Raw genomic sequence first — 24,124 nt, forward strand, 5'->3', positions numbered from 1 at the left:
AAAGCCGGATAAGTAGCTGACAATCTCCCTTACCTATTTTGATGCGGTGTGCGGTAACGCGCGGGTGTGTCCGTGCTAAGCATGGTTGCCTGCAATGCAGATAGTTGTCCGATTGATATGTTATAAGGAATGACCATGAAAATTGTATACGTAATAGGCGGCCTGTACCGTGGCGGGATAGAAAACTGGTTGTTGAATATTTCTACGTGCCTTATGCGGGATGGCTACGAAGTTGCTGTTATTAACGTAACGGGCAAGGGAGATCTTGTGCCGTTGTTTAAGGACGCTGGTATTCCTGTGTTTAATGTAGGTAAAGTAGGTCAGCCTGCGGGAACACATCGTCTGGATACTGCGTTAAAGCTAAGGCGGCTTTTTAAACAGCTGAAACCTGATGTTGTGCAGAGTATGCACTTTTCGGCAAACTATCATGCGCGTGTTGCTGCTTTAGGATTGAATTTTCCTGTTATTACCAATTTGCGAAATGTAACGCGTGAAACAAAAACTATACGTCGAATAATGAATAAGCTGCTTTCCGTTCGGACAACGTTGTTTGTGTCTGTCGCAAAAGCAGTTGCTGAAGTTGTGCGCTTGGATCACAACTTGTTCGGCAGGCCAAGTAGAGTCATCTACAACGGTATCCCTGAAAAACATTTCGTAACGGAACCTGCAAAGCTTGATGAAATAGAGTTGTCTGAGTCAGCACCTGTGTTAGTTGCAGCTTGCCGGTTAACGCGTGTTAAAAATATTGATTTTTTCTTGAACGCCTTCAGGAAGGTTGTTGATAGCATTCCTGATGCGCAGTTCTTAGTGATGGGGGACGGTGGTGACCGTTTAAAGCTTGAGCAGTTGACAGACTCCTTGGACTTGAGGGCAAACGTGCACTTTATGGGAATGCGGAGTGACGTTCCTGCCGTATTGAAAGCTCTCTCATCGCGGCGGAGCATTTTTGTTATGCCTTCGTTATGGGAAGGCTTTCCTAACGCTGCTCTCGAATCGCTGGCATGTGGAGTGCCTTTAGTTGTAGCAGATACCGTACCCATTATAGAAGTAACAGAAGATGCCGCTGTGGTTCTGCCGCTTGAGCAGCAGATGTGGGCAGAGGAACTGACCAGGCTGCTTCAGGACGAAAAACGTCTGAATGCTATGCGTGAAGCGGGGCTGGATGTGGCAAACCGTTACAGATATTCAGCCCATGTTGCCGCGTGGAAGGCGGTATACGAGGAGCTGGCTGCAAATTAACTGAAAGCGAAAACCGTTGTTCGCAGTGATGCTTCAATGTTTGTAAATGAGAAAGGGCGGCTTGTGGGCCGCCCTTTTTTTATACCTTTTTTTGTAGAAGCGATAGCAACAGGCTCTACGGGTTGGACAGGATAATGTTCAACTCATTGAGCTGGTCATTAAGGGTGGCCGAGGTATCAATGCTGACACCATCCAACGTGATCTCCTGTACAATACTTGCAGGTGCACCGTCAGCGTGGATTGTGATTACTGTTTCTAACGTATTGCTGGAAATGGAGATATTGTTGCTCAGGTCTGCATCTGCGGAAACACCGGACAGCAAGTCACTGAGGTTGATGCTGTCGCCTTCTGCAACGCTGTAGCCCTGAATAAGGTCTTCTGCGTGTGCGCTAACCTCTCCCTGATCTCCGTCAGCCCATACAAAGGTATCCGCTCCGGTTCCGCCGACAAGAATATCGTTACCGGCTCCACCGCTGATGAGGTCGTTGCCTGCCCCACCATCTAGGGCATCATTACCACTTTGGCCGTAAATGATGTCGTTACCGGCACCGCCTGTCAGGGTATCATTGCCGCCATTGTACGAGTTGGACGCAAGTTGTTCGTGGTGGGTGTTGATGTAATCAATAACATTTTCCCACGTTTCACCGGCTGCGACCAGTTTTTCGAATATGCTCCAGCCCTGACCGGGAGCCTGAGGACCGATGTCCGCGTTGGCACTGATAGAGGAGATTCCGTCTGTATTCAGCACGTCACCAAACAGCAGGTCGTTGCCGTCGCCACCTTGAATCAGGTCGTTACCCAGCTGCGGATGCAGATTGTTGAGGGCCTCAGAGAGGTCCGGCGGAGGAACGAATTCGGAACCGCCGGTATTGTCAAAATGATCAGCCAGCTCCTCAGAAGTCGGGGTGCCATATTTGACATCAAAAGCCCACGATGGGTTGATAGGCTGGTTGCCGTCACCAAGGCCGAACGTATGCACCTGTACGCCGAAGTCATCTACTAGCGCCTGATAGCTTGCCAGAGCGTGTTCATAATCGCTGACATCCGTCAGGTTGCCGCTGTTACTGGCCCCTTTGCTCATGGCGTTAGCTTCATAGGCATCTAAGGGATTCGATCCCGGGGTGTGCACAGTCGGCAAGCCATCTGTAACAAAAATAGCCACGTTAGACCCTGCTGCAGCTTGATCGCCAAACCACTCATGACCTGTAGTAAAGGCTGCATCGTAGTTTGTGCCTTGCGGGCTTAACGGTTGCTGGTCCATTGCAAGCGCTGCAAGAGTCGCATCGACGAGTGTAGAAAGTTCTGCAGCGGTCAGCGGGTTACCGCCATTATTCAGCTGAATAGAAACAGGGTGCTGCAGTGTGTTATACCCGAAGGTTACTGCTGCCAGATTGAGTGTGGTATCCCCGTTGTATTTAGTGATAAAGTCTGTGAGCGCCGCTTTAGCCGCATCATAACCGCCGTTATCCCGCATGGATGTAGACATGTCTATCATGATAAGAACGTTGGCGTTTTCCAGCCGTCCTTCTGCATCACCTATAAGGATGTCGTCACCGCCGGTACCGGTAATGGTGCTGCTGCCGGGGGTAACTGGTGTCCCGCCGTCATCAACCTGTCTGGTATGAGTATCTGTACCGGATGTGTTGTCGTTGCCGTTACTGCCTACAATCAATGTTGAGGCAGGGCCGGTTACAGGCGTTGCGCCACCGTCGCCGGGGTCTAAGCCTTCTTCATCCAGAGGTCCTTCAGGTACGGGATTAAGGAAGTCTACATTCCCGATGGGATCCAGCGGGTCTATACCGTCATATAACAGGCCGGGGTCGTCAGAATACTCGCCGCTGCCGCCGCTGGTGGTGCCGGGACCTGCGGCAGTTTCAATTTCCAACCCCTGCATGGTGGCAAATGCCTGACCATCCAGTACGGTTCCGTCTTCCAGAGTAAGCGAAGGGGCATCTCCTGTTGACAGGCTGTCTACAAATCCCTGCAGGACTATGGTGCTGCCATCGTCAAACTGGAAAATAAGATCATTTCCATCCTGAAGGAGTGTTGCTTCATCAAGACCAAAGCCAAGGAGCAAAGACTGCGATCCTGCAGCAATAACAAGCTGCTGGCCTGCGCCCGGGCGGGCCAGTGTGATAGCTCCCTGCGCTGACGTTGTGCTTTGTGCTGTTTTGGGTGTTGCCATGGTGAGTCCCTCCCTGCGGCCTCCCTGCTGGGGTTGCGCCGCCTTCTCATCTTAGCTTGCGTGTGACGGGAGAATGAAAATTTGCATAATGTTGAATCGTCACAAGCTGTTAATACGCTTTTCTGCAACCACTCGAATATATTTTAGTGCTGTGAAATATAGATAATCTGGTTGGCAGAGAAATTACTGTGTTTGTATATAGAAATAATACTCCGCAAATTCCTGAGCAAGTATTTCGGGCAAAAAAGGAATGATAACGGCTTAAAAAAAAGCTTTTTGTAAGGAAAGCTGACAGGGGGGCTGGTGTTTTCCGAGAGTCGCTGCATGAAAGGCGTGGGTGCAGTTGTTTATAGGCCTATCGGTACTGATAAATATCATTACGCAGTATCTTCGGGCGTGCCATAACTGTACCCGATTTTATGGAGGGGGTTGGCAAAGAGAAGGAAGAGAAGTTTTTGAACATTTTCATAAAAGTAGCATGCTAAAGCATATGAATAATAACTATGTTTTTGACATTAATATTTTGATTTTATTATATTAATATGACTTGATTGTGAATATAATCACAAAAAAGACAAGGTATTGTGTCAAAAATCATGTTCTGTTCGTGAAAAAAAATCCTTTTTTTCTCATTTGCGAATAAAGTTGAGCAGCGGTGTGCCCGTTGGTAGGAGCGTCAACAGTGAGAAATGACGCTTGAACACCGCAAAAGCATGAGTCGGGAGAGGCCCTCGTGCCGGTGTTCTTCCATCTGTAAAAGGAGACCGCTGTGAACTTTAAGGAAATGCAAGCCACCCTGATGCAGGAACTGCGTCTTTACCATTATCCTGTCGCTGTAAAATTTTTCTATGATCAGGCAGAGGTAGACGCATTCAAGGCAGAGGCGGAATATTATACTCCGCTTAAGGCCATGACGTTTTGCCAGTGGCAGATTGCTGCCCGTATGAAAGGGCAAACCGTTTACTCCGAACGTGAAGGCCTTGGCTGCAGCAACGCTGTTTTCAGCTTCGGGTGGAAAGGAATGGACGAGGCAGAAGTAAAAAGCCACGCCAAATACTGTAAAGACCTTGATCAGGCAAAGCGCTTTGTAGAGACAAAGTCCCGTCTGCCCGAAGGACTCATCGGCATTGCTGTGGCTCCTCTTGCTGACGCAACGTTCATGCCTGATACAGTCCATTTCTACTGTGACAACATGCAGGCATACCACCTTGCAGTGGACTACATGGCTGCCACTGATACCCATCCTCTGCGTCCGCAGATTACTATGAATTCATCTGCCTGCGGCGGCAACGTGTATTCCATGGTTGAAAAGCAGTTCAACATGCTTCCTGCGTGTTCCGGCAGCTATAATGCCGGTAAAACAGAGCGCGGAGAAATTAACGTGATCATTCCCGGCGAACAGATGCAGCTGGTGTTTGACCGCCTGATGGAACGTAAAGAAAAACTTGGCAGCTCTGCCATAACCAAACCCGGAGACGGCTTCCCCGGTGCGGATGTATGCAAAAACTGTCCGCTTATCGTTTTTAAAAAAGCAAAGGATTAACCTAACGGGTTTGCTAGCCTGCCTGCTCTGCTCAGGGCTGGCAGGCTGCACAGCAAAGGAGGATTAGATTATGAAGAACAAACATTTGATGATGCTCGGCCTGCTTGGTCTGGTGATTCTGGCAACAGTGCAACCTGCACTGGCAGACCGCCTGACTGACGCCATTGCGGCAACCCCTGTCGGCACCGGTGCCGGTCAGATCGACCCTAACGCTCCCACAGGCTACCTTGGTATTCCCGGTGCTCCCAACGTAAACCTGCTGCTGGGTTTTGCATGGGCCTGCTGGGTAGGCTGGATTTTCTCCACCGTTGGCGCTTTCGGCGGTATCATGGCCGGTGTCGGTCACATTACCATTTTTGGCTTCGGTAACTATGCTTCCAGCTTTAAGGAAACTTCTCCTGCGCTGAACAAAGTAATCACCGACTCCATCCGCGTGTCCAACCAGTGGCTGGTTGGTACCTCCGCGGGTATGTCTTCTTTCAACTACTGGAAAATGGGCCGTCTGGTGCTGCCTCTTGCTCTTGCTCTGGGGCTTGGTTCCGTGCTGGGCTCCACCCTTATTCCCTGGCTGACTGCCGGTAAAATTTCTCTGAAGTCTTACATCGGTTACTTCGGCCTGTTTGTTCTGTTCCTTGGTTGCTACCTGCTTTATGAAACTTCGCCCAAGGGGCAGGCCGGCAAAAAGGCTGCCAAAGAAGCCGCAAAAGCTTTTGAAGCTTCCATGAAGGCAGAGCGCGAAGGCAAGAAAGTTGATACCGCCGCACAGGGCGTTAAAGTTGTCAGCTTCTCTCCCCGCAAAGTCGTGTTCACCTTCTTCGGTGTAGAGTTCTCCTTTAATCCCATGGTTCCTGCCATCGGTGGCTTCTTTATCGCTGGTATGGCTTCGTTCCTCGGCGTGGGCGGCGGCTTCCTGCTGGTGCCGTTCCTTACCAGTGTTGCAGGTCTGCCCATGTATCTGGTTGCCGGCACTTCCGCACTGGCAGTTCTCATCGGCATGGTTACCTCTATCGCCACTTACATGCTGGCCGGTGGTACTCCGGTATTCTGGCAGCTCATCGGTGTTGAACTGGTAGGTATTCTGGTCGGTTCGTTCATCGGCCCTCGTACCTCCAAGTATATCCCCGATGTATGGCTGAAGCGCATCTTTATCGTGCTCGCATTCTACGTGGGTATCCGCTACGTGACCAAGGGCTTCCTCGGTTACGCAGTGCTGCCCCCCTTCTAACAGATAGCGCGACTCGTACGCTTACCAACTGCCGCGGGCGGATCACGCTGCAATCCGCCCGTGTGCAGAACATTTTTGAATTATAGCTATGAAGCCTGTACTGCTCGCCTCGTAGTACATACGCTAAGCGCCGGTGCGCGAGACGGTTTCCAGCCCCGGAAGCCCGCCCCTCTCGTCGCCGGTGCTTTTTATATACAGGACCGTTGTCACAGGTTGCCGGGGCAATTGCACATGTCCGTGCCAAATGAGATGACGTACAGCTCGCTGGCTGGTATTGTTGAGTATAAAGGAGAACATGGCATGGAGCTGTGGAACACGTTCACGCTGTTATTGGATACCATTTGCATTACTCCGTACAGAATGCTTCCGTGGGCGGAACCTGCGTTCTGGCTGGGAACAACCGTGCTGAGCCTGTGGTGCATAGTGGCAGGCGAATTTTCCGGGGCCTTGGTGTATCTGTGGAATCGTGACTTTTACGATAATCAGCAGCGTGAAATGGTGCGGATGCACAACCTCTCGGTGGAAGCCATCCGGCACAAGGATAAGGCTACCTACAAGGCCAGCAACCGCTGGGCGAACGAGTATTTCGGCAAGGTTTTTTTCAGCGGGGCGGCGCTGTTTGCTGTCAGCCTGTGGCCTGTGCCTTTTGCGCTCGGCTGGCTTGATGGCCGTTTCCGCGGGATTGAGTTGTACCATGTTCCCTTCGGCGGCTGGCCGCTGGGCTACGCCTTTGTGTTTTTTGCCACCTACATTCCTTTGCGTATTCTTTTTTCACGGGTACGTGACCGTATGCCGTTTTTCAGGCGTGTTGCCAGACTGCGTAAAGAGTCTGCAGCATCTATCGGTGACGTAACATCGTGGAGTGAACTGGCTGCGGATGATGATTCTTCTTCTGGCGGCGAGGATGCCGGTAACGCTGATGTTCGTGGCAACTCGGACGGGCTGGAACATGCTGATCCGCAAGGTGATGCTTCGACCGCCAAAAGCGGGCAGGACGGTAGTAAGCAAGCCTGATCAGGCTACCTTTCAGGCAGGTAGTGAGCCGTTGTGTGTCAACGCAGGCTGTCCGCTGTAAATATTGTGACAACACAGTCACCAGCGTTGCTTTCTGGTGGTGTTACCTGTTGCCGGACATTACACGGCAGGTGCGGGGAAGCGCGCTCACCAATCGTATATTTCTGTGGCAGCAGATGACAGTGCATATTGTTGGTATGGTTATGCTCGAATGTACGGGCCTGTGTGCCTGAACCTCCGACACGATATTCCGGCGGAAACTGACATCGGGTATTCAGAGCAAGGGGCTCTCGGGGCGGGTGTATATGACCTATTATGATTCACGGTCTGCAGAAAAGAAGGCAGGCGTAAGCAGGTTCCGTATGCGGCAGTTGGCGGTTATTGCCGTTATGCTGTTTTTTTGTTTTGCGGCTGTCGGGTGCAGCGAAGAAGAAGAGATTGTGCATGTGGATATGTCCCGCCGCGAGCGTGTCATTGTGCCGGAATATACGGATGCTGTGACCTATGCCTATCTGCCGCAGTATTCACACACTACTTCGTATATCCGCCATAACCCCCTTGTGGAATATCTTGAACGGGTTTCCGGCATCACCATGCGTCAGGTTTTTCCTGATACCTTTGAAGAACATACCCGCATGGTAGAAAGGGGCGAGATTGATATTTCGTTTTCCAACCCGTTTACCTACGTCAAGCTGGCCCAGAAAGGTGCTACTGCGTTTGCCCGGGTCATCGAACCTTCCGGTCTGCCTTTTTTCCGCGGGCAGATCATTGCCCGTATCGACAGCGGCATAAGAAGGCTGGAAGACTGTAAGGGGAAACGGTGGATAGCGGTAGATCCGCTGTCTGCTGGCGGTTATCTGTTTGCTCTGGGCATGTTCCGCGACATGGGCCTCGATACCGGAGACTTTGCCACGGTGGATTTTGCTCCCGGTCCGGGAGGAAAGCAGGAAAAAGCCGTGTTGGCCGTGTATGCGGGAAAATATGACTTTGCTTCCATCCGTGAAGGTACACTGGAAGTGGTGCGGGACAAAATCGAGCCGGAGCGCATCCGTGTGGTCGTGTCTACGCGGGATTATCCGGGCTGGGTGTATGCCGCGCGCAAGGGGCTGGACCCTCAGGTTGTGGCGCGGATAAAACAGGCCATGTTTCGTCTGTCCATGGAAGATCCTGAAGGGGGCCGGATTCTGGCAAACGCCGGTATCCGCGGTATCATTCCTGCCGAAGATAAGGATTATGATCCTATCCGTATACTGATGGCCAAGCTGGGGTTGTACTCGGAGGAGCGTGAATGAGCCCGCTTTCGCGTATGCGTTTTCGCAACAAGCTGAATCTCGGCATCACGCTTATTGTGCTGGCGGTTTCCGTTGTGCTTGCTGTGGTCTCCATTCAGATTTCCACTTCCGAACTGCTGGCTGAATCCCGCCGTCGCGGTATGGTGCTGGCCAGCAATCTGGCGTTGCGCGTAACTGACCCTATGCTATCCGTTGACCTGTTGCGGCTGAAGAACATGGTGGATGAACTGGTCACTGTGGACGAAGACGTAAGCTACGCCTTTGTGCTGGATGAAAACAGCAAAGTGCTGGTGCATACGTTTGAAGAGGGCTTTCCGGTTGAGCTGCGTACGGCTAATCTGCTGCCGCACGGAGCTACAAAGCGTATCAGGCTGGTGGATACGGGGTTGGAGCGCATTTACGATTTTGCCGTGGCTGTGCGCATCGGGCAGGAACACCTCGGCACCGTGCGCATGGGCCTTTCACGTACCAGAGCGCAAAAAGTCGTCCAGCGGCTTGTCTCTACTATTTCTACCCTTACCGTAGTCTCTCTGCTGCTGGCTGTGCTTGCATCTACTCATTTCGCGCGCAGGATTACCCATCGTCTTGGGATGCTGCGCGAATATGCCGAGCAGATTGTACGGGGTAATATGGACATCACCGTGGGGGCGTATAGCGGGCCTTTCTGCTGGCAGTTGACGCAGTGTGGCTGTGAAGATTGCCCAGCCCACGGAGATACCGCGCGGCGCTGCTGGCATGTGGCGAATACCCGATGCAGAGAGCACGGACTTGCGCATGACATGGCTGCCTCATGCGGAGATTGCCCTGTGCACGGCAGGCTGGCAGGCGATGAGTTGCAGGATCTAGCAGAAACATTTGACGTAATGGCCCATTCGCTGCGGCAGCACATGGCCGAGCTGAGTGCCGCCGAACAGGACCTTTCGCGGCAGCAGAAGTTACTGCGGACGATTATTGAGTCCACGCCCGACCTTGTTTCTCTGGTGGGCAGAGACGGAGTGTATCTGGCTGCAAACAAGGCATTCGGCTATTGGGTGGGACATCCGGCAGAGAGCATTCCCGGAAAGACGGACATGGATATTTTTTCGCCGGAGCTTGCACAGCAGCGTATGCAGGAGCATGAGCTTATCCTGTCTTCACGTTCGGGGATTAGCCGCGAGGCCCGCCTGAAAGGAAAGACGGACGGCAAAGAAGGCTGGTTCCACGTGGTCAAGGTGCCTGTTACCGATGAAGCGGGCAATGTTGCCGGCATATTATCAACCGCCCGTAATATTACGGAAATCCGCAGCTATCAGGACCAGCTTATTCATTCGCAAAAGATGGAATCCGTCGGTAATCTTGCGGGTGGTGTAGCGCACGAAATCAATACACCGCTCGGGATTATTCTTGGCTATGCGCAGCTATTGCAGGAAGACCTGCCGGAAGGTTCGCAGGCGCACGAAGATTTGAAAACAATCGAGCGTCAGGCCAAGTTCTGCCGGAAGATTGTGGCGGACCTGCTGGGCTTTTCGCGCCACACGCAAAGTGAAAAGAAAGAGATGTGCTTTAACAATTCCATTATGGAAGTGGTGCAGCTTGTCCGTCATGCCTTTTCACTGGAGAGCGTACGTATTGTCACCATACTGGACGATCGACTGCCGATTATCTATGGCGATCCGGCAAAGCTGAAGCAGGTGTGGATGAACCTTCTTTCCAACGCCATGCAGGCGAATGAAGGCGGCGGGGTGGTTGTTGTACGCACGATGCTCGATATTGATAATCTAACGGTAAGTGCTCTTTTTGCAGATACCGGAGTCGGTATCAGTGAAGGAAACATGGCATCCGTTTTCGATCCGTTTTTCAGCACAAAGCCTGTAGGCAAAGGCACGGGACTCGGCCTTTCTGTCTCTTTCGGCATCATTCATGACCACGGCGGCGACATCACTGTGAACAGCCCCTTGCCGGAAGGTATTATTCCTGCGGAAGAACTGGGGGACAGGGAGCACGGCCCCGGAACAATGTTTACGGTATCGCTTCCTCTGGAACCGCCGGACTGGTTGCTGGATGACGAGGATGGCGAAGACGCCCTGCCGCAGTCCGGTTCTGCGGAAGGGCAGGCCGGCAATACATAGCAAAATGCTTGTTGCAGCCTGATGCTGCGGAAATGAAGCGACTTTTAGCGGCGTGCTGCTTCGAAGGTGTACTCTGCGCAGGCAAAACTATATGATGTGGCGTTGTTACGCTGTATTGTTAAGCCATACTGTTGTGCATAATTGTGGCTGATGAAATGATGGCGGGTATGGAAGGCGTATGCTGAGCGGGCTGTTTATGCTGATGCCGATGTTACAACATACGATGAACAGGTGGAATCTCATAAGCGGAGCATGACATGGCAAGTATTCTTGTTCTTGATGATGTTATTGATGCCGGAGTGCTGATTAAACGTATTCTAGAGCGTAAAGGCCATAAAGTGACGGCCTTTACCGAAGAAGAGGAAGCGCTGGCCCATGCGCGTTCGCATTCTGTCGATCTTGCGATTCTTGATATCAAGCTGCGGCGTATGACCGGAGTCGAAGTGCTGGAAGAGTTGAAGAAAATTCAGCCCGAGTTGCGGGTGATTATGCTGACAGGTTACCCTACTCTGGAAACAGCGCGCGAGTCGATGAAGCTGGGCGCAAACGAATATTGCGTAAAGCCCATAGATAAGGACGAACTGGAAAGCAAAGTAAGTGATGTGCTGCGCAGCTGATTGCAACATACTCTATTACATCAGCCGTGCCGTAAGCGGCGGACCACCACATGGCATTAAAGGAATTATTCAGACATTGGACGTATCAGGCGTTTTCGCCCGGTACGCTGTTGCGCAACAAGTACAACGCGTTCAAGGAGTTGTTGCGGCTGGATGATGCCTGCCTTGAGCTGATCGCAGATCTGGAAGAAATTCATTATGGACGTGAAAAAGCAGACTGGGCAAGGGTGGTCTGGCTTACAGAAGAATTGGGCCGCACGGTAAGGGCGCTTATCGGTCAGTTGCAGCAGATGAGCCCCGTCCGGTATATGGACCTGCCGGAGTATCTGACAAAAATAGAATTTTACGCCCGCATGGCTGTCAGCGTGCCTGACCCTGAAATTGTTCCGCCTTTTGTTTTTCCACTGGCTGAGGCGGGTACTCATGGCGGCCGCTCCGGCGGCAAGGCCCGCAACCTGGGCCGTATTCTGCGCGAAACCGACATCTCTGTGCCAGAAGGGGTGGTGGTTTCGACCTCAGCATATCATTATTTTATCGAAGCCAATGACCTGCGCGGCCCGCTTGATGAACAGCTGCGCAACCTGCGTCTGGACAGGCCTGACGACATTGCAGAACTTTCCGGCATGATGCGCGGTATGATCATGACCGCCGAAGTGCCTGACAGGCTGGCGGACGAAATCGAGATTGCCGCGCTGGAACTTGGCAGAGGAGGCAGGCTGCTGGCTGTGCGCAGCAGTGCCGTGGCGGAAGACGGAGAGGCTTCCTTTGCCGGTCAGTACACATCCGAGCTTGGTGTACGTGCATCGGGAGTGCTTGATGCGTGGAAGAGCGTCATTGCGGGTAAATATACTCCCCGTGCGCTGGCGTATCGCATCATGCACGGGCTGGCAGATCCGGAAACCCCGATGGCAACCATCATTATGCCCATGATCGATGCGCAGGCAAGCGGCGTAGTCTACACACGCGACCCTTCACCGCCTTCGCATGTCTGCGGACCGGACGGCGTGCTATCCGTATTTGCCGTGCAGGGGGCCGGAGAGGCGCTGGTCAGCGGCACCGCCGTGGCAGAAGCGGCATACTTCAGGCGCGGCTCCATGCGCCGTGCAGAAAAGGTCCGGCAATCCGCAGGGCTTCCCGCATCTACCATGAAGCGCCTTACAGGCATGTGTCTTGAGCTGGAAAAACTTTTTGGTGTTCCGCAGGATGTGGAATGGGCCATGGATACACGCAACAGGCTGCATATTGTGCAGAGCAGGCCGGTTCCGGTCTCTGCCGCTGCAGATGAAGATGCGGGGGCCGCCAAGCTTGCGGGGCTGTCTCCGGTATTAACGGGCGGCGAGTGCGCTTCTCCGGGAATAGGCAGCGGCACCGTGTGTCAGGTGGAGCATTGTGCGGAAGTGGATGACCTGCCCGAAGGGTCTGTGCTGGTTACGCGTAATCTCGGCCCCGCGCTGACCCGTGTCATCGACCGCCTGAGCGCTGTTGTCGCACGTCAGGGCAGCAGGGCCAGCCACTTTGCCTCTGTCGCGCGCGAGTTCGGACTGCCTGTTATTGTTGGTGTTGATAATGCCTTTGACCTGCTGCCGGAAGGAACGGATGTTACTGTGGATGCCACGCACGGTATTGCATACTCCGGCTGTCCCGCTGGTGTATGCGGACTGGAGCGTAAAGAGCGGCTGACCGGAACGCATGTCAGTGTTTCGCGGGTCAGCGGCGTTACCAAGCGTATGAAAAAGGCCATGGAGCATATCTCGCGGCTTACGCTGCTTGATGCCCAGTCCGAAACGTTTGCTCCCCGTTACTGCAAGTCGTTGCATGACTTTGTCCGCTTTGCCCATGAAAAGGGCGTGGCAGAAATGTTTTCACTTGTGGGACGGTCCGGCAGAGGGCTTGCCGGAGCAAAACAGTTGAAGTCCACCTTGCCCGTTTCGCTATATGTGCTGAATCTGGAAGACGGGCTTTTTCCCAGCGCAGCCGGTAAAAAAGAGATTACGCCTGATGATGTGCGTTCGGTTCCCATGTGGGCGCTGTGGTTCGGGCTTGCATCTGACAAAGTGCGCTGGAATACCAGTCTGCCCGCTATGGATTGGGAGTCATTCGACCGCGTAAGCGCAGGAGTCGGTGTTTCTGCGGAGTCTCAACAACTGGCTAGCTATGCCGTTGTTTCGCATACCTACCTGCATTTTATGGCCCGCTTCGGGTATCATCTTTCTGTGGTGGACACGCTGTGCGAGCAGAGCGGCAAAAATAACTATATTAATTTCCGCTTTAAAGGCGGCGGCGGTACAGCGGAACAACGCGCACTGCGGCTGAATTTTATAAGCAGCGTGTTGCAGCGGAACGGCTTTTTTATTGATATCCGCGGCGACCTCTTGGATGCACGCCACCCGCATGATGATGACACCGCCATCCAGAAGCAGTTGGCGATGTTGGGGCTTTTACTGGCACGCACCCGCCTGATGGATATGTCGCTGTTCGACACGGTGCAGGTAGAAGGGCTGGTAGAAGACTTTATAGCTCTGCTGGAGGCAGAATGAGCAGCGGAGCTTTGTCGGAGTCCGGAGGCGGCATTCCGGGGCTGCTTCGTAAGGGGCTGGGCTGCTTACGCACTATGCTGCAGAACTTTATGCAGCAGGAACGTCCGGCTGGAGCACCGGAACCGCATGCCGACCTTCATGTTTACTGGGTCACCTCAAAGCTGGGCGTGGGGGCGGCTCCTATGTCCTGCAGGCAGCTGGGTGCCCTGCGGGAGATGCAGGTGAGCTGCATTCTGAATTTATGCGCCGAACTGCCCAAGCTTGCAGAACTGGAACGCGAGTACGGTTTTGATACCTTTTTTCTGGCAGTGGTGGACGAAGAGGCTCCCCCGCTGGAGGCGCTGGAAGAGGCTCTCGCCTGGGTGGATGAGTGCCTGTATCTGGGTAAGCGTGTGTATATCCATTGTCGTCATGGCATCGGGCGCACCGGAACTGTGCTTAATGCTTACCTGCTGCGGCGGGGGCTGGGGCATAGACTGGCAGCCCGTACTTTACGGGGGCTTCGGGCAAAGCCTACAAATTTCGACCAGTGGCGTCTGGTCAGGCGGTACGGGTCTGTCAACGCCCCGCTGACAGTCAGGTCTCCGTCTCTGGAGTTTACCGGCGGAGTAGACCTTGCCCCGTATATGGAAGATTTTCTGCTGCTGGAGGCGGAAGTCGAACAGCTGGCAGTACAGAACAGGGGTGAGTTGCCCCGCTGTGGCAAAGACCATGCCCGCTGCTGTAATTCGCCCGTGGCCATGACGCTGATTGAAGCGCTTACCTTGGGTACGCGCATAAATACAGCCCTGACCAGTGACAAGCGCAAAGAAGTCATCGAGCGGGCCGTGGCTGCATCCCGTGCGGAAAGCAGTCTTCGTGCGGACTATGGCTCATCTGACTTTCCTGACCAGCAGGACCCTTGTTTAACCGCAACATTATTGTGTCCTTTATCGCTTGATGGCGAGTGCATGCTGTATGAGTACCGCCCCCTTAAATGTCGTTTGTTCGACCTGCCGGCAGACGAGGCGTTCCGCTTGTGGGCAGAGGTGCTTTCCGGCCCGCTGGGCAGACTTTCCAAGCACGTTTTTGTAGCTCTTGCGGGTGAGTTTCCCGTGCGGGAACTGCCGCGTTTTCCTTTGCCTGATGTTGTCTCCGGTCGCTATGTGCAGACGGTATTTCATTGTCTGCTGCAAAATGCGTCGGCAGATTGCCTGCTGCCGGAGGATGCGCCTGCGGAGGTAAAAGGAAACGGTGAGCCGGACGGGTGAGTTTGTTTTTGCGCTAGATGTACACGCGCAATGCCGCGTTATTTTTTATCCGGCATAACAGCGGGAGCCCTCGCCAGTTCTGTGCTGCTGCTTTAATACCCTAAACGTTATGCTGATTCTGCTGGAAAATCATGTACACAGGGCAAATCTGATTTATTGTCTTACATAGGTAAATCGCATTCCATCTCAGGAGGATATGTCTATGGCAAATATGGATTACCCCGGTCCCTGTCAGAGTTGTTCCGGAATTGAAGGTTGTGCGACTGACGATCAGCGTCAAGCCGCTGTTGATCATTACTGCAAGGGCCTTGAAATGGAACTGAATGCGTGGAAGGCGCGTCTATATGATGTGCTGGCTGTTGATAAGGATAAGAGCACTCAGGAATTCGCTGATACTCTGGACCACATCAAGTCCACCGTTCGTGAAATGGAAATGCTGGTTGAAACCATGCGTAACGAATGCCCTATGAGTCTTACCGGACCCGAAGCACAGATGGCCGGAATGCTCAACTCGTTACGGACGCATTACAGCAAGGCATTGTCCGTTATCAGCCCCGGCTATTTTGGCGGATAAGCGCAACCAGCTGTTCTGTGCTTACGCGTAGCCTGACCATGATTATGCTGTAAGCAGAGAATGATACTGAAAAGATCATGCCGCTTCCCTTTCGGGGAGCGGTATTTTTTTGTGCTGTGTTCAAAGGGGGATGAAACGCAGCCGTACGGTGTGCTCTTTTTGCTTGCAGCAGTTGTCGGGCAGTACGCGTGGCAACTGGCATCAAGGCTCTGGGCATACCTACCGGGTGTTTGAACATCAGTTAGCAGCCGGATTTACCCTTAGGTCTTTGTCATGCTTACTGCGGTGAATCCTGTGTTCGCTCTGCAATGTCGGTAACACTTACCGTGCTGCGGCTGTTGTTTTTGTTCGGCTACCTTGTGGGCGTATGCTTCGGGGGCAACAAAGTGTCTTTCACGCAAGATGTGCGGCTGCAGAAGCCGAAAGGCGACCATAAGGTCGCCTCCCAGTTGTGTGTATGTGTGTCGTGGCTCTGCTGTTACATGCCAAGGTACGCTTTTTTTACGTCCTCGTTTGCCAGCAGGTTGGCGCCGGTGTCGCTCATGGTTATGCGGCCTGTTTCCATAACGTAGGCGCGATGTGCAATTTTCAGTGCCTGATTAGCGTTTTGTTCCACCAGAAAAACGGTTACGCCGTCCTGATTAACTTTTTCGATAATCTGGAAAATCTGCGCGATGATAATGGGCGCAAGTCCCAGCGAAGGCTCATCAAGCAGCAGCAGTCTGGGACGCCCCATCAGTGCGCGAGAGATGGCAAGCATCTGTTGCTCTCCGCCGGAAAGCGTTCCGCCCTGTTGTTTACGCCGTTCGGCAAGGATGGGAAACAGCGAAAAGACATAGTCCAGATCGCGCTTAATCCCTTCTTTGTCGTTACGCAGAAAAGCGCCGAGGTCGAGGTTTTCCATGACAGTCATGTCAGAGAAAATAAGACGGCCTTCAGGAACCTGATTGATGCCCAGCCGGACTATCTGGTTGGGCTTCATGGTATGTATGGGCTTGCCTTCAAAGGTAACTTCGCCCTTGCTTACGAGAACCCCGCCGCAGATAGACATAAGCGTGGTGGATTTGCCTGCGCCATTTGCACCGATAAGCGAAACGATTTCCCCTTCGTTAATGGTAAGGGAAACATCGCGCAGTGCCTGAATATTGCCGTAGTGGGTGTCGATATTACGCAACTCAAGCATGAGCGTCTTCTCCGAGGTAAGCCTTGATGACACGAGGGTCTTTACGAACTTCTTCAGGCGTGCCCTGCGAAATGAGGCAGCCGTATTCCATCACGTAGATGCGCTCGGAAAGCTTCATGACAAGGCTCATGTCATGCTCGATAAGCAGAATGGCCACGTTGAATTCTTTGCGGATGCGCAGAATCAGTTCCACCAGTTCTGCAGTTTCCTGCGGGTTCATACCGGCCGCAGGTTCATCCAGCAGCAACAGGCTGGGCTCTGTGGCCAGAGCGCGGGCAATTTCAAGTCTGCGCTGCGCACCGTAAGAAAGGTTGCTTGCCTGCTCGTCATATAATTTGTGCAGGCCGATGTATTTAAGCAGATCATAGCTTCGCTGCACTATTTCACGCTCTTCCTGCACTACGCTGGGTGGCCTCAGCAGTGCACCCAGAATACCGGCCTTTGTGCGGCAGTGCCTTGCGATCATAACGTTTTCCAGAACGGTCATGTTTTTGAACAGACGGATGTTCTGAAATGTACGCGCCATGCCCAGCTGGGTTACAAGGTTCGGCTTCATGCCGTTGACCAGAGTGCGCTCCTTACCCAGCGGGGTAAAGTTAACTGTTCCCTCGGTGGGGGTATAGATACTGGTAATGCAGTTGAAGAACGTGGTCTTGCCGGCGCCGTTAGGGCCGATAAGTGCAACGATTTCTCCCGCATCGATAGTCATATCCACTTCGTTAAGAGCGCGCAGCCCGCCGAAGTTTTTAGAAAGGGCTTTTACGTCAAGAACCGGCATCAGGCGTCCCCTCCCTTACCGGCATCAAGTTCCGGATCATTGATTTCGTATTTGCGTTTTTTGGGAGTGATAAGCCCCTGCGGACGGAATACCATCATCAGAACCATGGCGGATGCAAACATGATCATGCGGTATTCTGCAAATTCACGCAGGTATTCGGGCAACAGAATAAGGAATGCAGCGCCCAGAATAACACCGAAGTTCGACCCCATTCCGCCCAGAACAACAATGGACAGGATAATCGCCGACTCCATGAAGGTGAAGCTGGCGGGGTTGATGAACGTGGTCTTGGCAGCAAAGATAACACCGGCAAAACCGGCCCATGCAGTACCCACCCCGAACGCCATCAGTTTTACGTTCACGCGGTCAATGCCCATTGCCTGACAGGCTATTTCATCTTCGCGCAGAGCCTGCAGAGCACGCCCGACTCGTGAATCCTTGATGCGCTGTACCGCAGCTATGGTGACTACGGTCATTACCAGTACGATGTAGTAAATGTAGACGCCGGTTTCCGTTACTCCCAGTTCCATACCGAAAAATGACGGTCGGGGAATGTTTGAAATACCGCTGGGACCGTGTGTGAAATCGCTCCAGTTTTCCAGCACCAGACGAACTATTTCGCCAAAGCCAAGCGTGACGATGGCAAGGTAGTCGCCGCGCAGGCGAAGAACAGGAAAAGCCAGCGCAACACCCGCCATGGCAGCCAGAATACCGCCGACAGGCAGCACAGCCCAGAAGCCGAGCCCGAAGTGCAGGTTCAGCAGGGCATATGCGTATGCACCTATGGCGTAAAATGCGGCGTAGCCAAGAAACAGCAGACCGGAAAGCCCTACGACGATATTCAGGCCAAGGCCCAGAATAACGTAGAGCAGGAATGAAATCATAATGTTGGTCTGGTAGGTGGAAACCAGCCACGGCAGCAGCGCACAGAAGCCCAGAACAGCAGAGTAGGTTGTAATAGTAAAGCGCTTGTCGTGTCCAAGCCGCTGAAACATTTTGGTCACGGCGGAAGGCGTGGTGTTTTTCTGGGCTTTGAGCAGCTCTTTACGGGCCATTGCCCAGCGCCATACAAACGACAGCACAAAGCTGCCGATGCCCACATACACCATATTCATCCAGCGCCAGTCCACCGTATCATTGATGGTATCCACGCGGACAACCATCAGCGGAAAGGTCAGAAACATGAACCAGACGCTGATGATCAGTGATTGTTTTATTTTATCCATTCTATGCAATCCTGAAAGTGTTCGGCTGGTTATACCTTTTCAACGGGAGCTTTACCCATGATGCCGGAAGGTCTGAAAATAAGGAACAGCACCAGCAGCAAAAAGGCGAACACGTCTTCATAGTCACTGGAAATATAACCTGTTGCGTAGCTTTCGCTCAGGCCAAGGAACAGCCCGCCGGCCATGGCTCCGGGGATGGAACCGATACCGCCAAGTACTGCAGCTGTAAAAGCCTTGATACCGGCGATAAAGCCTACGTTAAAGCTGACCTGCCCGACATGCGAAGCAATCAGAACACCACCGAGCGCCGCCAGAGAAGAGCCGAGGATAAACGTGATGGAAATAATCCTGTCGGCATCAATGCCCAGCAACATGGCCATCTTGCGGTTCTGCGCAGTGGCGCGCATGGCCTTGCCCATTTTGGTGTACCGGATGAACAGCGTCAGTCCGGCCATGGAAAGGGCGCTGGCAACAACGATCATCAGGTCGGAAGATGCGAAGATGTGCGCAATGGGTTCCATGAAGTCAAAGTCAGGTACCAGTGCCGGAAACGGCAGAAAGTCGGAAGTCTGAGCAAGAATAACGTAGTTCTGCAAAAACAACGACATACCGATGGCAGAGATGAGAGGTGCCAGCCGCATGGAGCCACGTAACGGCTTGTAGGCTATTTTTTCGATAGTCAGGCCGTACGCTGCCGAATAAATGATGGCTACAACAACTGCAATGGCCAGAATCGCCAGCAGCGGAAAGCCGTAAATTCCCAACACACCGGCTGTGATAAGACCGGTGAAAGCGCCGATCATGTAAATTTCGCCGTGCGCAAAGTTGATAAGCTCGATGATGCCGTACACCATGGTGTAGCCGATGGCGATCAGAGCGTAGATGCTGCCACGGGTCAGTCCGCCCAGAAACAGTTCCCAGAAATAAGTCCAATCCATGAATGCCTTCCGTTAACGGTATCCCGCGCTCTTCTACGGGAAGTAACCGGTGTTAACCGTGAGGGTTTATCGTGTGCAAAATATAGGGGACAGGCTGATAGACTGCCTGCCCCCTGCAGATTACGTTATGTTGTGCAGTTATTACTGCAGTTCTACGTACTGGCCGTTCTGCACCTGATACATGGAGAAGCCGATGCCTTCGGCGTCACCGATGCTGTCAAACTTGATGCTGCCGATGGGGGTCTCGGCATAGTTGTTGCGCAGCGCTTCCTTGATTTTGTCGGAATCAGTGCTGCCTGCTTTTTCAACAGCATTCAGCAGCGCGGTAGCGGCAGCGTAGGCTTCTTTGTAGAATGCGCCGGGATCGGTGCCGAACTCGGCCTTATGATGGGCAATGGCTTCCTGATACATGGGCAGCTTGCTTACGTCTTTGGAGCTGGTTGCGTAAACGCCTTCTGCGTTTTCACCGGCAACTTTGATGAAGGTGTCATCTTTTACACCGTCAGCAGCGATGAAAGGCATATCCATGCGTTTTTTACGCATCTGAGAAACCAGCTTGGAAGCTTCAGGATGGTAGCCGCCGTACATTACGCCGTCAGCCTTCGACCGGCGAAGCTTCTGGACAACTGCGGAGTAGTCCATGGCACCGGGGGTAACGCCTTCAAACAGAACAACTTCAGCCTTGCCGCTTTCTTCGATGAAGGTTTTTGCAAATTCGGCATAGCCTTTGCCGTAGTCACCCTTGTCGTGCAGAACTGCAATTTTCTTCAGGCCCAGCTTGTCGATGGCGTAGGAAACACCAAGTTTCGCCTGCTGGTCGTCAGAGGCAATGGTACGGAAGAAAATGGGGTACTCTTTACTCTGGGTCAGAGCGGGAGTGGTTGCGGAAGGCGACATGACAACGATGTTGGCTTCCTTGTAAATGGGCAGGGCAGCCTTGGTTGCGCCGGAGCAGATATGGCCCAGAACAACGGTAGCTTTGTCAGAAACAAGCTTTGTTGCGGCGTTTGTTGCCAGTTCAGGCTTGCACTGGTCGTCCTGCGGCAGAACTTCTACCTGCATGCCCAGAATGCCACCTTTTTCATTGTAGAGTTTTGCAACAATTTTTGCAGCGTTAACGGTGGGCAGGCCATAAGAAGCCAGATCACCGCTGTGTGCGCCGGGTACACCCAGCTTGATGGTGTCAGCAAATGCGGGGCCAGCCAGCAGAGTGATGGCTACGCCGGCAACAAGAGATTTAAGCCAACCTTTACCCATGATGATTTCTCCTCCGTTAAAAAACAGACAACAAAATTGTGAACGTGTCTAAAATGCGCTGTTACAGCGAATTTGAGCAAATTAATCTGAGATAATTGCTTTTTGGTACATCCAGCGTTCATTGGTTAAGTGCCACGAAGGAGTGAAATCTGTCAAATCTGTAACGGTACAGTTTGGATTTTGTGTAGTTTTATCTTTAGATTACAATATATTATTGAGATTGCCAAAAATGGTATTGAAAATAAAAATGTTTTAAAAACAGCATGTTGCGTTTTTTGGCGATGGATGGTGAGCGTTGAAAAAATGGAAAAACAGCAGAATAATTTTGTGGAGTCCCAGCGGTGTACAAAATTATATTTTGTTTGTTTGTTCGGTTTGTTGTGATGGGGTACTCTTGGAGGTGATATTATGCACTGCTGCTGTATTTGGAGAGGGGAGCCGGCGCTGATGGACGTATATACACATGACAGGAAGGGGCAATCGCCGGTATCTCTATGTCATGTGCCTGTTCTGTGTTTGCAAAAGTGTACAAAGTGCTTTGGAAGAGGCGTTGACGACCGCTTTTTGTACCAGAAAAGACTGTGTAATGTTCGTGCCGGAGGCTAAACGAGGTGGTCTGCGTACTTTGATGCATAGTTCAGAAACAAAAAAGCCCGCATCTTTTTCAAGATGCGGGCTTGAGCGTCCGTGGCGTCCCCAAGGGGATTTGAACCCCTGTCGCCTGCGTGAAAGGCAGGTGTCCTAGGCCAGGCTAGACGATGGGGACACTCTAGAATAATGGCTGGGCTGCAAGGACTCGAACCTTGATTAACGGAGCCAGAACCCGTCGTCCTGCCAATTGAACGACAGCCCAGTAACGAGGTGTGGTTCTATAGACAGAGGGGGGCGTTGTCAACCATCAATTCCATCTTTTTTGATTTTTTTGGCACTGCCACATGAAGTTACTTTATTTTGAGTGATTATGTACTGCACCAGCGGAAATAGACATGGTCTGTCAGCTATCTGCATGAATGCATGGCAGCCCCGAGCCGTTGTATTGCCGTTGTAAGTATTTCTGCGGAATGCTGGCAGAAGTTGATACGCAGGTAATGGTTACCGTCATCCGGATCTGGAAAAAAAGCCCTGCCATCTGCAACGGAGACTCCGTGCTTACGCGCGGCCTTGTCTATTTTCTCGGCCGATAAATCGTCCGGCAGCTGCAGCCATGCGAAAAGCCCTCCGTCCGGCGGGGTAATGAATACATCGTCCGGCAGGTATAACTCCGCTGCTGTCAGCAGGGTATCGCGCCGGAGCCGGTAAGTGCGGCAAAGGCGGTTCAAGTGATTCCGGTAGCTGCCTACATCGACAAATCGTTCCAGCGTGCGTTGCACAATACCGGAAGTGGAAAGGTCCAGCATGCGTTTGTAGCGGATAAGATGTTCGCGCACCGGCCCTTCGGCAACAATATACCCCACGCGCAGCCCGGGCATGAGCATTTTTGAGAATGTACCTATATATATGGTTGTTCCGGCGGCAGAGAGGCTTTTTATGGCAGGTTGAGAATGTCCGTCATAGCGGATGTCGCCGGCGTAATCGTCTTCTACCACGGGAATGCCACTGGTTTCTGCGATTGCCGCAAGCTGTCGTCTGCGATGTCCATTCATGCAGATACCTGTGGGGTTATGGAACGTCGGCATGGTGATGATCAGCCCTTTGCCGTGTACAGCCAACTCTTTTTGCAGCTTTTCAATGATCATACCGCCTTCATCCATGGGAATGCTGACGATGTTCATACCCAGTGCGCGGAACAAGTTCATGCTTTCCGTATAGGTAGGAACCTCGGTGTATACAGTATCTCCTGCCTGCAGCACTACCTGCGCAATCAGATAAATTGCCTGTTGTGACCCGGTCGTCACGATAATGTTGTCAGGTGTCGTGGCAATTCCCTGATCAACGAGAATGCGCGCAATGGTCTGCCGCAGGGGCATATAGCCTGCATCCTCTTCATAACTTAATGCATCTGTACCATCGCGCAGCATGATATCGCGTAACGTTTTGCGGAATGCATCAATGGGAAAAAGACGCGGGTCACTGTTGCCGCCAGCAAGATGAATTATTTCGCCATCCATTCCACCTGTCCGTAAAGGCAGGCGGTTGCCGCGCCAGATACTATTGTACCGTTCCGCAGCGTCATATTGCCATCGCGGCCAAGCGGTATGTGCTTCCTCCTGCGCTTTTTCCTGAGGTGCAAAAGAAGGCAGAACAAATGTTCCGCTTCCCTGACGCGATGCTACCAGCCCGTCAGCTTCCAGCTCTGCAGATGCTGTTTCCACTGTGATGCGATTAAGCCCTTGAGTTCGGGCCAACTGCCGGATTGAAGGAAGCTTGGTTCCTGCCTCAAGTTCACCAAGCTCGATACGCATACGAAAGTATGCAGCAACCTGCTTATATAGCGGTATTTCACTGTGTCTGCTCAGGGCTATGCTCATGTGCGCAATCCTGTATGTCCGTATAGGGAATATATTTCTGCGGATTACGCAGAATTTATATTTTTTTTAAAAAAGATTTCGTTTCTTTTTTTCGGTTTGGGTTGAAGAATTGTTCGTGTTTTAAGCATATTGTTATTGATGTTGTGTACAGCATACGTCTCGGAATGATGTATGCGAGATAAATTGAAAGTGTCCCCATAGATACTGCCAAAAAGTGTCCCTTATCAAGGGGTCAATTCGGGAGTAGAGGCGTGCCTACATTTTGATTCCGAGGTGGGTCTTATGTCCTGCACTGTTTCTCTTTCTGCCCGTAACTTTCTGGGCTCATTACGACTTTCCGGAAACACCGGTGGGTATGTCGCCGCTTTCGCGTCTGCAATTGTCATGTCGCTTATTGGCGTCATCATCAAATATATAAGCGACGAATACGCCTTGGCGCTAGGCCGGAAAACTTTATTTGAGATTCTTGTTCGAATTATTTGAGACGCGCTCTAATTATTTGAGATTTCCAAGCTGCTCAGTCGCGAAACCTGCGCAGCACGAAAGAAAGCCAGCCTCCACAGCGTATTAGCACGAAAAACACCTTTCCTGACGCCGGATGGCCATGTGCCTCCATACAGCGCAGGAAATGCTTGTCAGCCCACCTCCTGTCCGCCTCGTTTTCTATCTGTTCATAGGCGAGGTCATGCT

The 24,124-nt window shown here is 52.3% G+C and carries 18 protein-coding genes and 2 tRNA genes; 11 read left to right on the plus strand and 9 right to left on the minus strand.

Going from position 1 to position 24,124, the window contains the following annotated elements; all coding sequences use genetic code 11:
• Positions 1 to 135 precede the first annotated feature (135 nt).
• Positions 136 to 1,239, plus strand: coding sequence for a glycosyltransferase (locus ACK5LI_RS11150; RefSeq protein ID WP_416949269.1), 1,104 nt, complete (start codon positions 136 to 138; stop codon positions 1,237 to 1,239).
• Positions 1,240 to 1,354: 115 nt separating this feature from the next.
• Here ACK5LI_RS11150 and ACK5LI_RS11155 read toward each other — a convergent pair whose 3' ends face one another.
• Positions 1,355 to 3,424 carry a type I secretion C-terminal target domain-containing protein gene (locus tag ACK5LI_RS11155; RefSeq protein ID WP_416949271.1) on the minus strand — a complete coding sequence of 690 codons (2,070 nt, stop codon included), beginning with the start codon at positions 3,422 to 3,424 and terminating at the stop codon, positions 1,355 to 1,357.
• Between the two features lie 769 nt (positions 3,425 to 4,193).
• Between ACK5LI_RS11155 and ACK5LI_RS11160 the strand changes: the two genes are divergently transcribed.
• The 9 genes from ACK5LI_RS11160 (at position 4,194) to ACK5LI_RS11200 (ending at position 15,584) form a co-directional block, all read left to right on the plus strand.
• A complete protein-coding gene (locus tag ACK5LI_RS11160; protein WP_416949273.1) occupies positions 4,194 to 4,967 on the plus strand; it encodes a DUF169 domain-containing protein in 774 nt (257 codons plus the stop codon).
• A gap of 70 nt (positions 4,968 to 5,037) precedes the next feature.
• Entirely contained in the window at positions 5,038 to 6,192 is a 1,155-nt protein-coding gene (locus tag ACK5LI_RS11165) for a sulfite exporter TauE/SafE family protein (protein ID WP_416949275.1), read from the plus strand.
• A gap of 231 nt (positions 6,193 to 6,423) precedes the next feature.
• Positions 6,424 to 7,206: a hypothetical protein gene (locus tag ACK5LI_RS11170; protein WP_416949278.1), complete on the plus strand. Its 783-nt coding sequence runs from the start codon at positions 6,424 to 6,426 to the stop codon at positions 7,204 to 7,206.
• 305 nt (positions 7,207 to 7,511) lie between these two features.
• Positions 7,512 to 8,498 carry a phosphate/phosphite/phosphonate ABC transporter substrate-binding protein gene (locus tag ACK5LI_RS11175; protein ID WP_416949281.1) on the plus strand — a complete coding sequence of 329 codons (987 nt, stop codon included), beginning with the start codon at positions 7,512 to 7,514 and terminating at the stop codon, positions 8,496 to 8,498.
• Positions 8,495 to 10,606, plus strand: a complete 2,112-nt coding sequence (locus ACK5LI_RS11180) for a two-component system sensor histidine kinase NtrB (protein WP_416949284.1) — start codon at positions 8,495 to 8,497, stop codon at positions 10,604 to 10,606. Before ACK5LI_RS11175 ends, ACK5LI_RS11180 begins: the two co-directional genes overlap by 4 nt.
• 257 nt (positions 10,607 to 10,863) lie before the next feature.
• Positions 10,864 to 11,223: a response regulator gene (locus ACK5LI_RS11185; protein WP_416949287.1), complete on the plus strand. Its 360-nt coding sequence runs from the start codon at positions 10,864 to 10,866 to the stop codon at positions 11,221 to 11,223.
• A gap of 50 nt (positions 11,224 to 11,273) precedes the next feature.
• A complete protein-coding gene (locus ACK5LI_RS11190; protein WP_416949289.1) occupies positions 11,274 to 13,760 on the plus strand; it encodes a PEP/pyruvate-binding domain-containing protein in 2,487 nt (828 codons plus the stop codon).
• A complete protein-coding gene (locus ACK5LI_RS11195) occupies positions 13,757 to 15,010 on the plus strand; it encodes a protein-tyrosine phosphatase family protein (protein WP_416949291.1) in 1,254 nt (417 codons plus the stop codon). Before ACK5LI_RS11190 ends, ACK5LI_RS11195 begins: the two co-directional genes overlap by 4 nt.
• Positions 15,011 to 15,212: 202 nt before the next feature.
• The gene (locus ACK5LI_RS11200; RefSeq protein WP_416949293.1) at positions 15,213 to 15,584 is read left to right on the plus strand and encodes a hypothetical protein; all 372 of its coding nucleotides are present in this window, start codon (positions 15,213 to 15,215) and stop codon (positions 15,582 to 15,584) included.
• A 478-nt stretch (positions 15,585 to 16,062) separates the two neighbouring features.
• Here ACK5LI_RS11200 and ACK5LI_RS11205 read toward each other — a convergent pair whose 3' ends face one another.
• From ACK5LI_RS11205 to ACK5LI_RS11240, 8 genes are all read right to left on the minus strand, one after another.
• Positions 16,063 to 16,767: an ABC transporter ATP-binding protein gene (locus ACK5LI_RS11205; RefSeq protein ID WP_416949295.1), complete on the minus strand. Its 705-nt coding sequence runs from the start codon at positions 16,765 to 16,767 to the stop codon at positions 16,063 to 16,065.
• Positions 16,760 to 17,548, minus strand: coding sequence for an ABC transporter ATP-binding protein (locus tag ACK5LI_RS11210; RefSeq protein ID WP_416949314.1), 789 nt, complete (start codon positions 17,546 to 17,548; stop codon positions 16,760 to 16,762). The genes ACK5LI_RS11205 and ACK5LI_RS11210 overlap by 8 nt, the downstream gene beginning before the upstream one ends.
• Positions 17,545 to 18,771, minus strand: coding sequence for an ABC transporter permease subunit (locus tag ACK5LI_RS11215; RefSeq protein WP_416949297.1), 1,227 nt, complete (start codon positions 18,769 to 18,771; stop codon positions 17,545 to 17,547). The genes ACK5LI_RS11210 and ACK5LI_RS11215 overlap by 4 nt, the downstream gene beginning before the upstream one ends.
• Before the next feature lie 29 nt (positions 18,772 to 18,800).
• Entirely contained in the window at positions 18,801 to 19,709 is a 909-nt protein-coding gene (locus tag ACK5LI_RS11220; protein WP_416949300.1) for a branched-chain amino acid ABC transporter permease, read from the minus strand.
• 141 nt (positions 19,710 to 19,850) lie between these two features.
• On the minus strand, positions 19,851 to 20,966 hold the full coding sequence (locus ACK5LI_RS11225) for a branched-chain amino acid ABC transporter substrate-binding protein (RefSeq protein ID WP_416949302.1): 1,116 nt from the start codon (positions 20,964 to 20,966) through the stop codon (positions 19,851 to 19,853).
• 688 nt (positions 20,967 to 21,654) lie between these two features.
• Positions 21,655 to 21,732 (minus strand) — tRNA-Glu (locus ACK5LI_RS11230).
• A gap of 12 nt (positions 21,733 to 21,744) precedes the next feature.
• Positions 21,745 to 21,819: transfer RNA gene (locus tag ACK5LI_RS11235), tRNA-Gln, on the minus strand.
• 145 nt (positions 21,820 to 21,964) lie between these two features.
• On the minus strand, positions 21,965 to 23,434 hold the full coding sequence (locus tag ACK5LI_RS11240; RefSeq protein WP_416949304.1) for a PLP-dependent aminotransferase family protein: 1,470 nt from the start codon (positions 23,432 to 23,434) through the stop codon (positions 21,965 to 21,967).
• 282 nt (positions 23,435 to 23,716) lie between these two features.
• Here ACK5LI_RS11240 and ACK5LI_RS11245 point away from each other — a divergent pair, with 282 nt between their 5' ends.
• Positions 23,717 to 23,917: a hypothetical protein gene (locus tag ACK5LI_RS11245; protein WP_416949306.1), complete on the plus strand. Its 201-nt coding sequence runs from the start codon at positions 23,717 to 23,719 to the stop codon at positions 23,915 to 23,917.
• The last annotated feature ends 207 nt before the right edge of the window (positions 23,918 to 24,124 follow it).

Source organism: Oleidesulfovibrio sp. (genome assembly GCF_047973035.1).
Lineage (GTDB): Bacteria > Desulfobacterota > Desulfovibrionia > Desulfovibrionales > Desulfovibrionaceae > Oleidesulfovibrio.

Coding starts and splice junctions, on each gene's coding strand:
- ACK5LI_RS11150 (WP_416949269.1), top strand. CDS start 136: ATGAAAATTGTATACGTAATAGGCGGCCTGTACCGTGGCGGGATAGAA.
- ACK5LI_RS11155 (WP_416949271.1), bottom strand. CDS start 3,424: ATGGCAACACCCAAAACAGCACAAAGCACAACGTCAGCGCAGGGAGCT.
- ACK5LI_RS11165 (WP_416949275.1), top strand. CDS start 5,038: ATGAAGAACAAACATTTGATGATGCTCGGCCTGCTTGGTCTGGTGATT.
- ACK5LI_RS11170 (WP_416949278.1), top strand. CDS start 6,424: ATGTCCGTGCCAAATGAGATGACGTACAGCTCGCTGGCTGGTATTGTT.
- ACK5LI_RS11175 (WP_416949281.1), top strand. CDS start 7,512: ATGACCTATTATGATTCACGGTCTGCAGAAAAGAAGGCAGGCGTAAGC.
- ACK5LI_RS11180 (WP_416949284.1), top strand. CDS start 8,495: ATGAGCCCGCTTTCGCGTATGCGTTTTCGCAACAAGCTGAATCTCGGC.
- ACK5LI_RS11185 (WP_416949287.1), top strand. CDS start 10,864: ATGGCAAGTATTCTTGTTCTTGATGATGTTATTGATGCCGGAGTGCTG.
- ACK5LI_RS11190 (WP_416949289.1), top strand. CDS start 11,274: ATGGCATTAAAGGAATTATTCAGACATTGGACGTATCAGGCGTTTTCG.
- ACK5LI_RS11195 (WP_416949291.1), top strand. CDS start 13,757: ATGAGCAGCGGAGCTTTGTCGGAGTCCGGAGGCGGCATTCCGGGGCTG.
- ACK5LI_RS11200 (WP_416949293.1), top strand. CDS start 15,213: ATGGCAAATATGGATTACCCCGGTCCCTGTCAGAGTTGTTCCGGAATT.
- ACK5LI_RS11205 (WP_416949295.1), bottom strand. CDS start 16,767: ATGCTTGAGTTGCGTAATATCGACACCCACTACGGCAATATTCAGGCA.
- ACK5LI_RS11215 (WP_416949297.1), bottom strand. CDS start 18,771: ATGGATAAAATAAAACAATCACTGATCATCAGCGTCTGGTTCATGTTT.
- ACK5LI_RS11220 (WP_416949300.1), bottom strand. CDS start 19,709: ATGGATTGGACTTATTTCTGGGAACTGTTTCTGGGCGGACTGACCCGT.
- ACK5LI_RS11225 (WP_416949302.1), bottom strand. CDS start 20,966: ATGGGTAAAGGTTGGCTTAAATCTCTTGTTGCCGGCGTAGCCATCACT.
- ACK5LI_RS11240 (WP_416949304.1), bottom strand. CDS start 23,434: ATGAGCATAGCCCTGAGCAGACACAGTGAAATACCGCTATATAAGCAG.
- ACK5LI_RS11245 (WP_416949306.1), top strand. CDS start 23,717: ATGTCCTGCACTGTTTCTCTTTCTGCCCGTAACTTTCTGGGCTCATTA.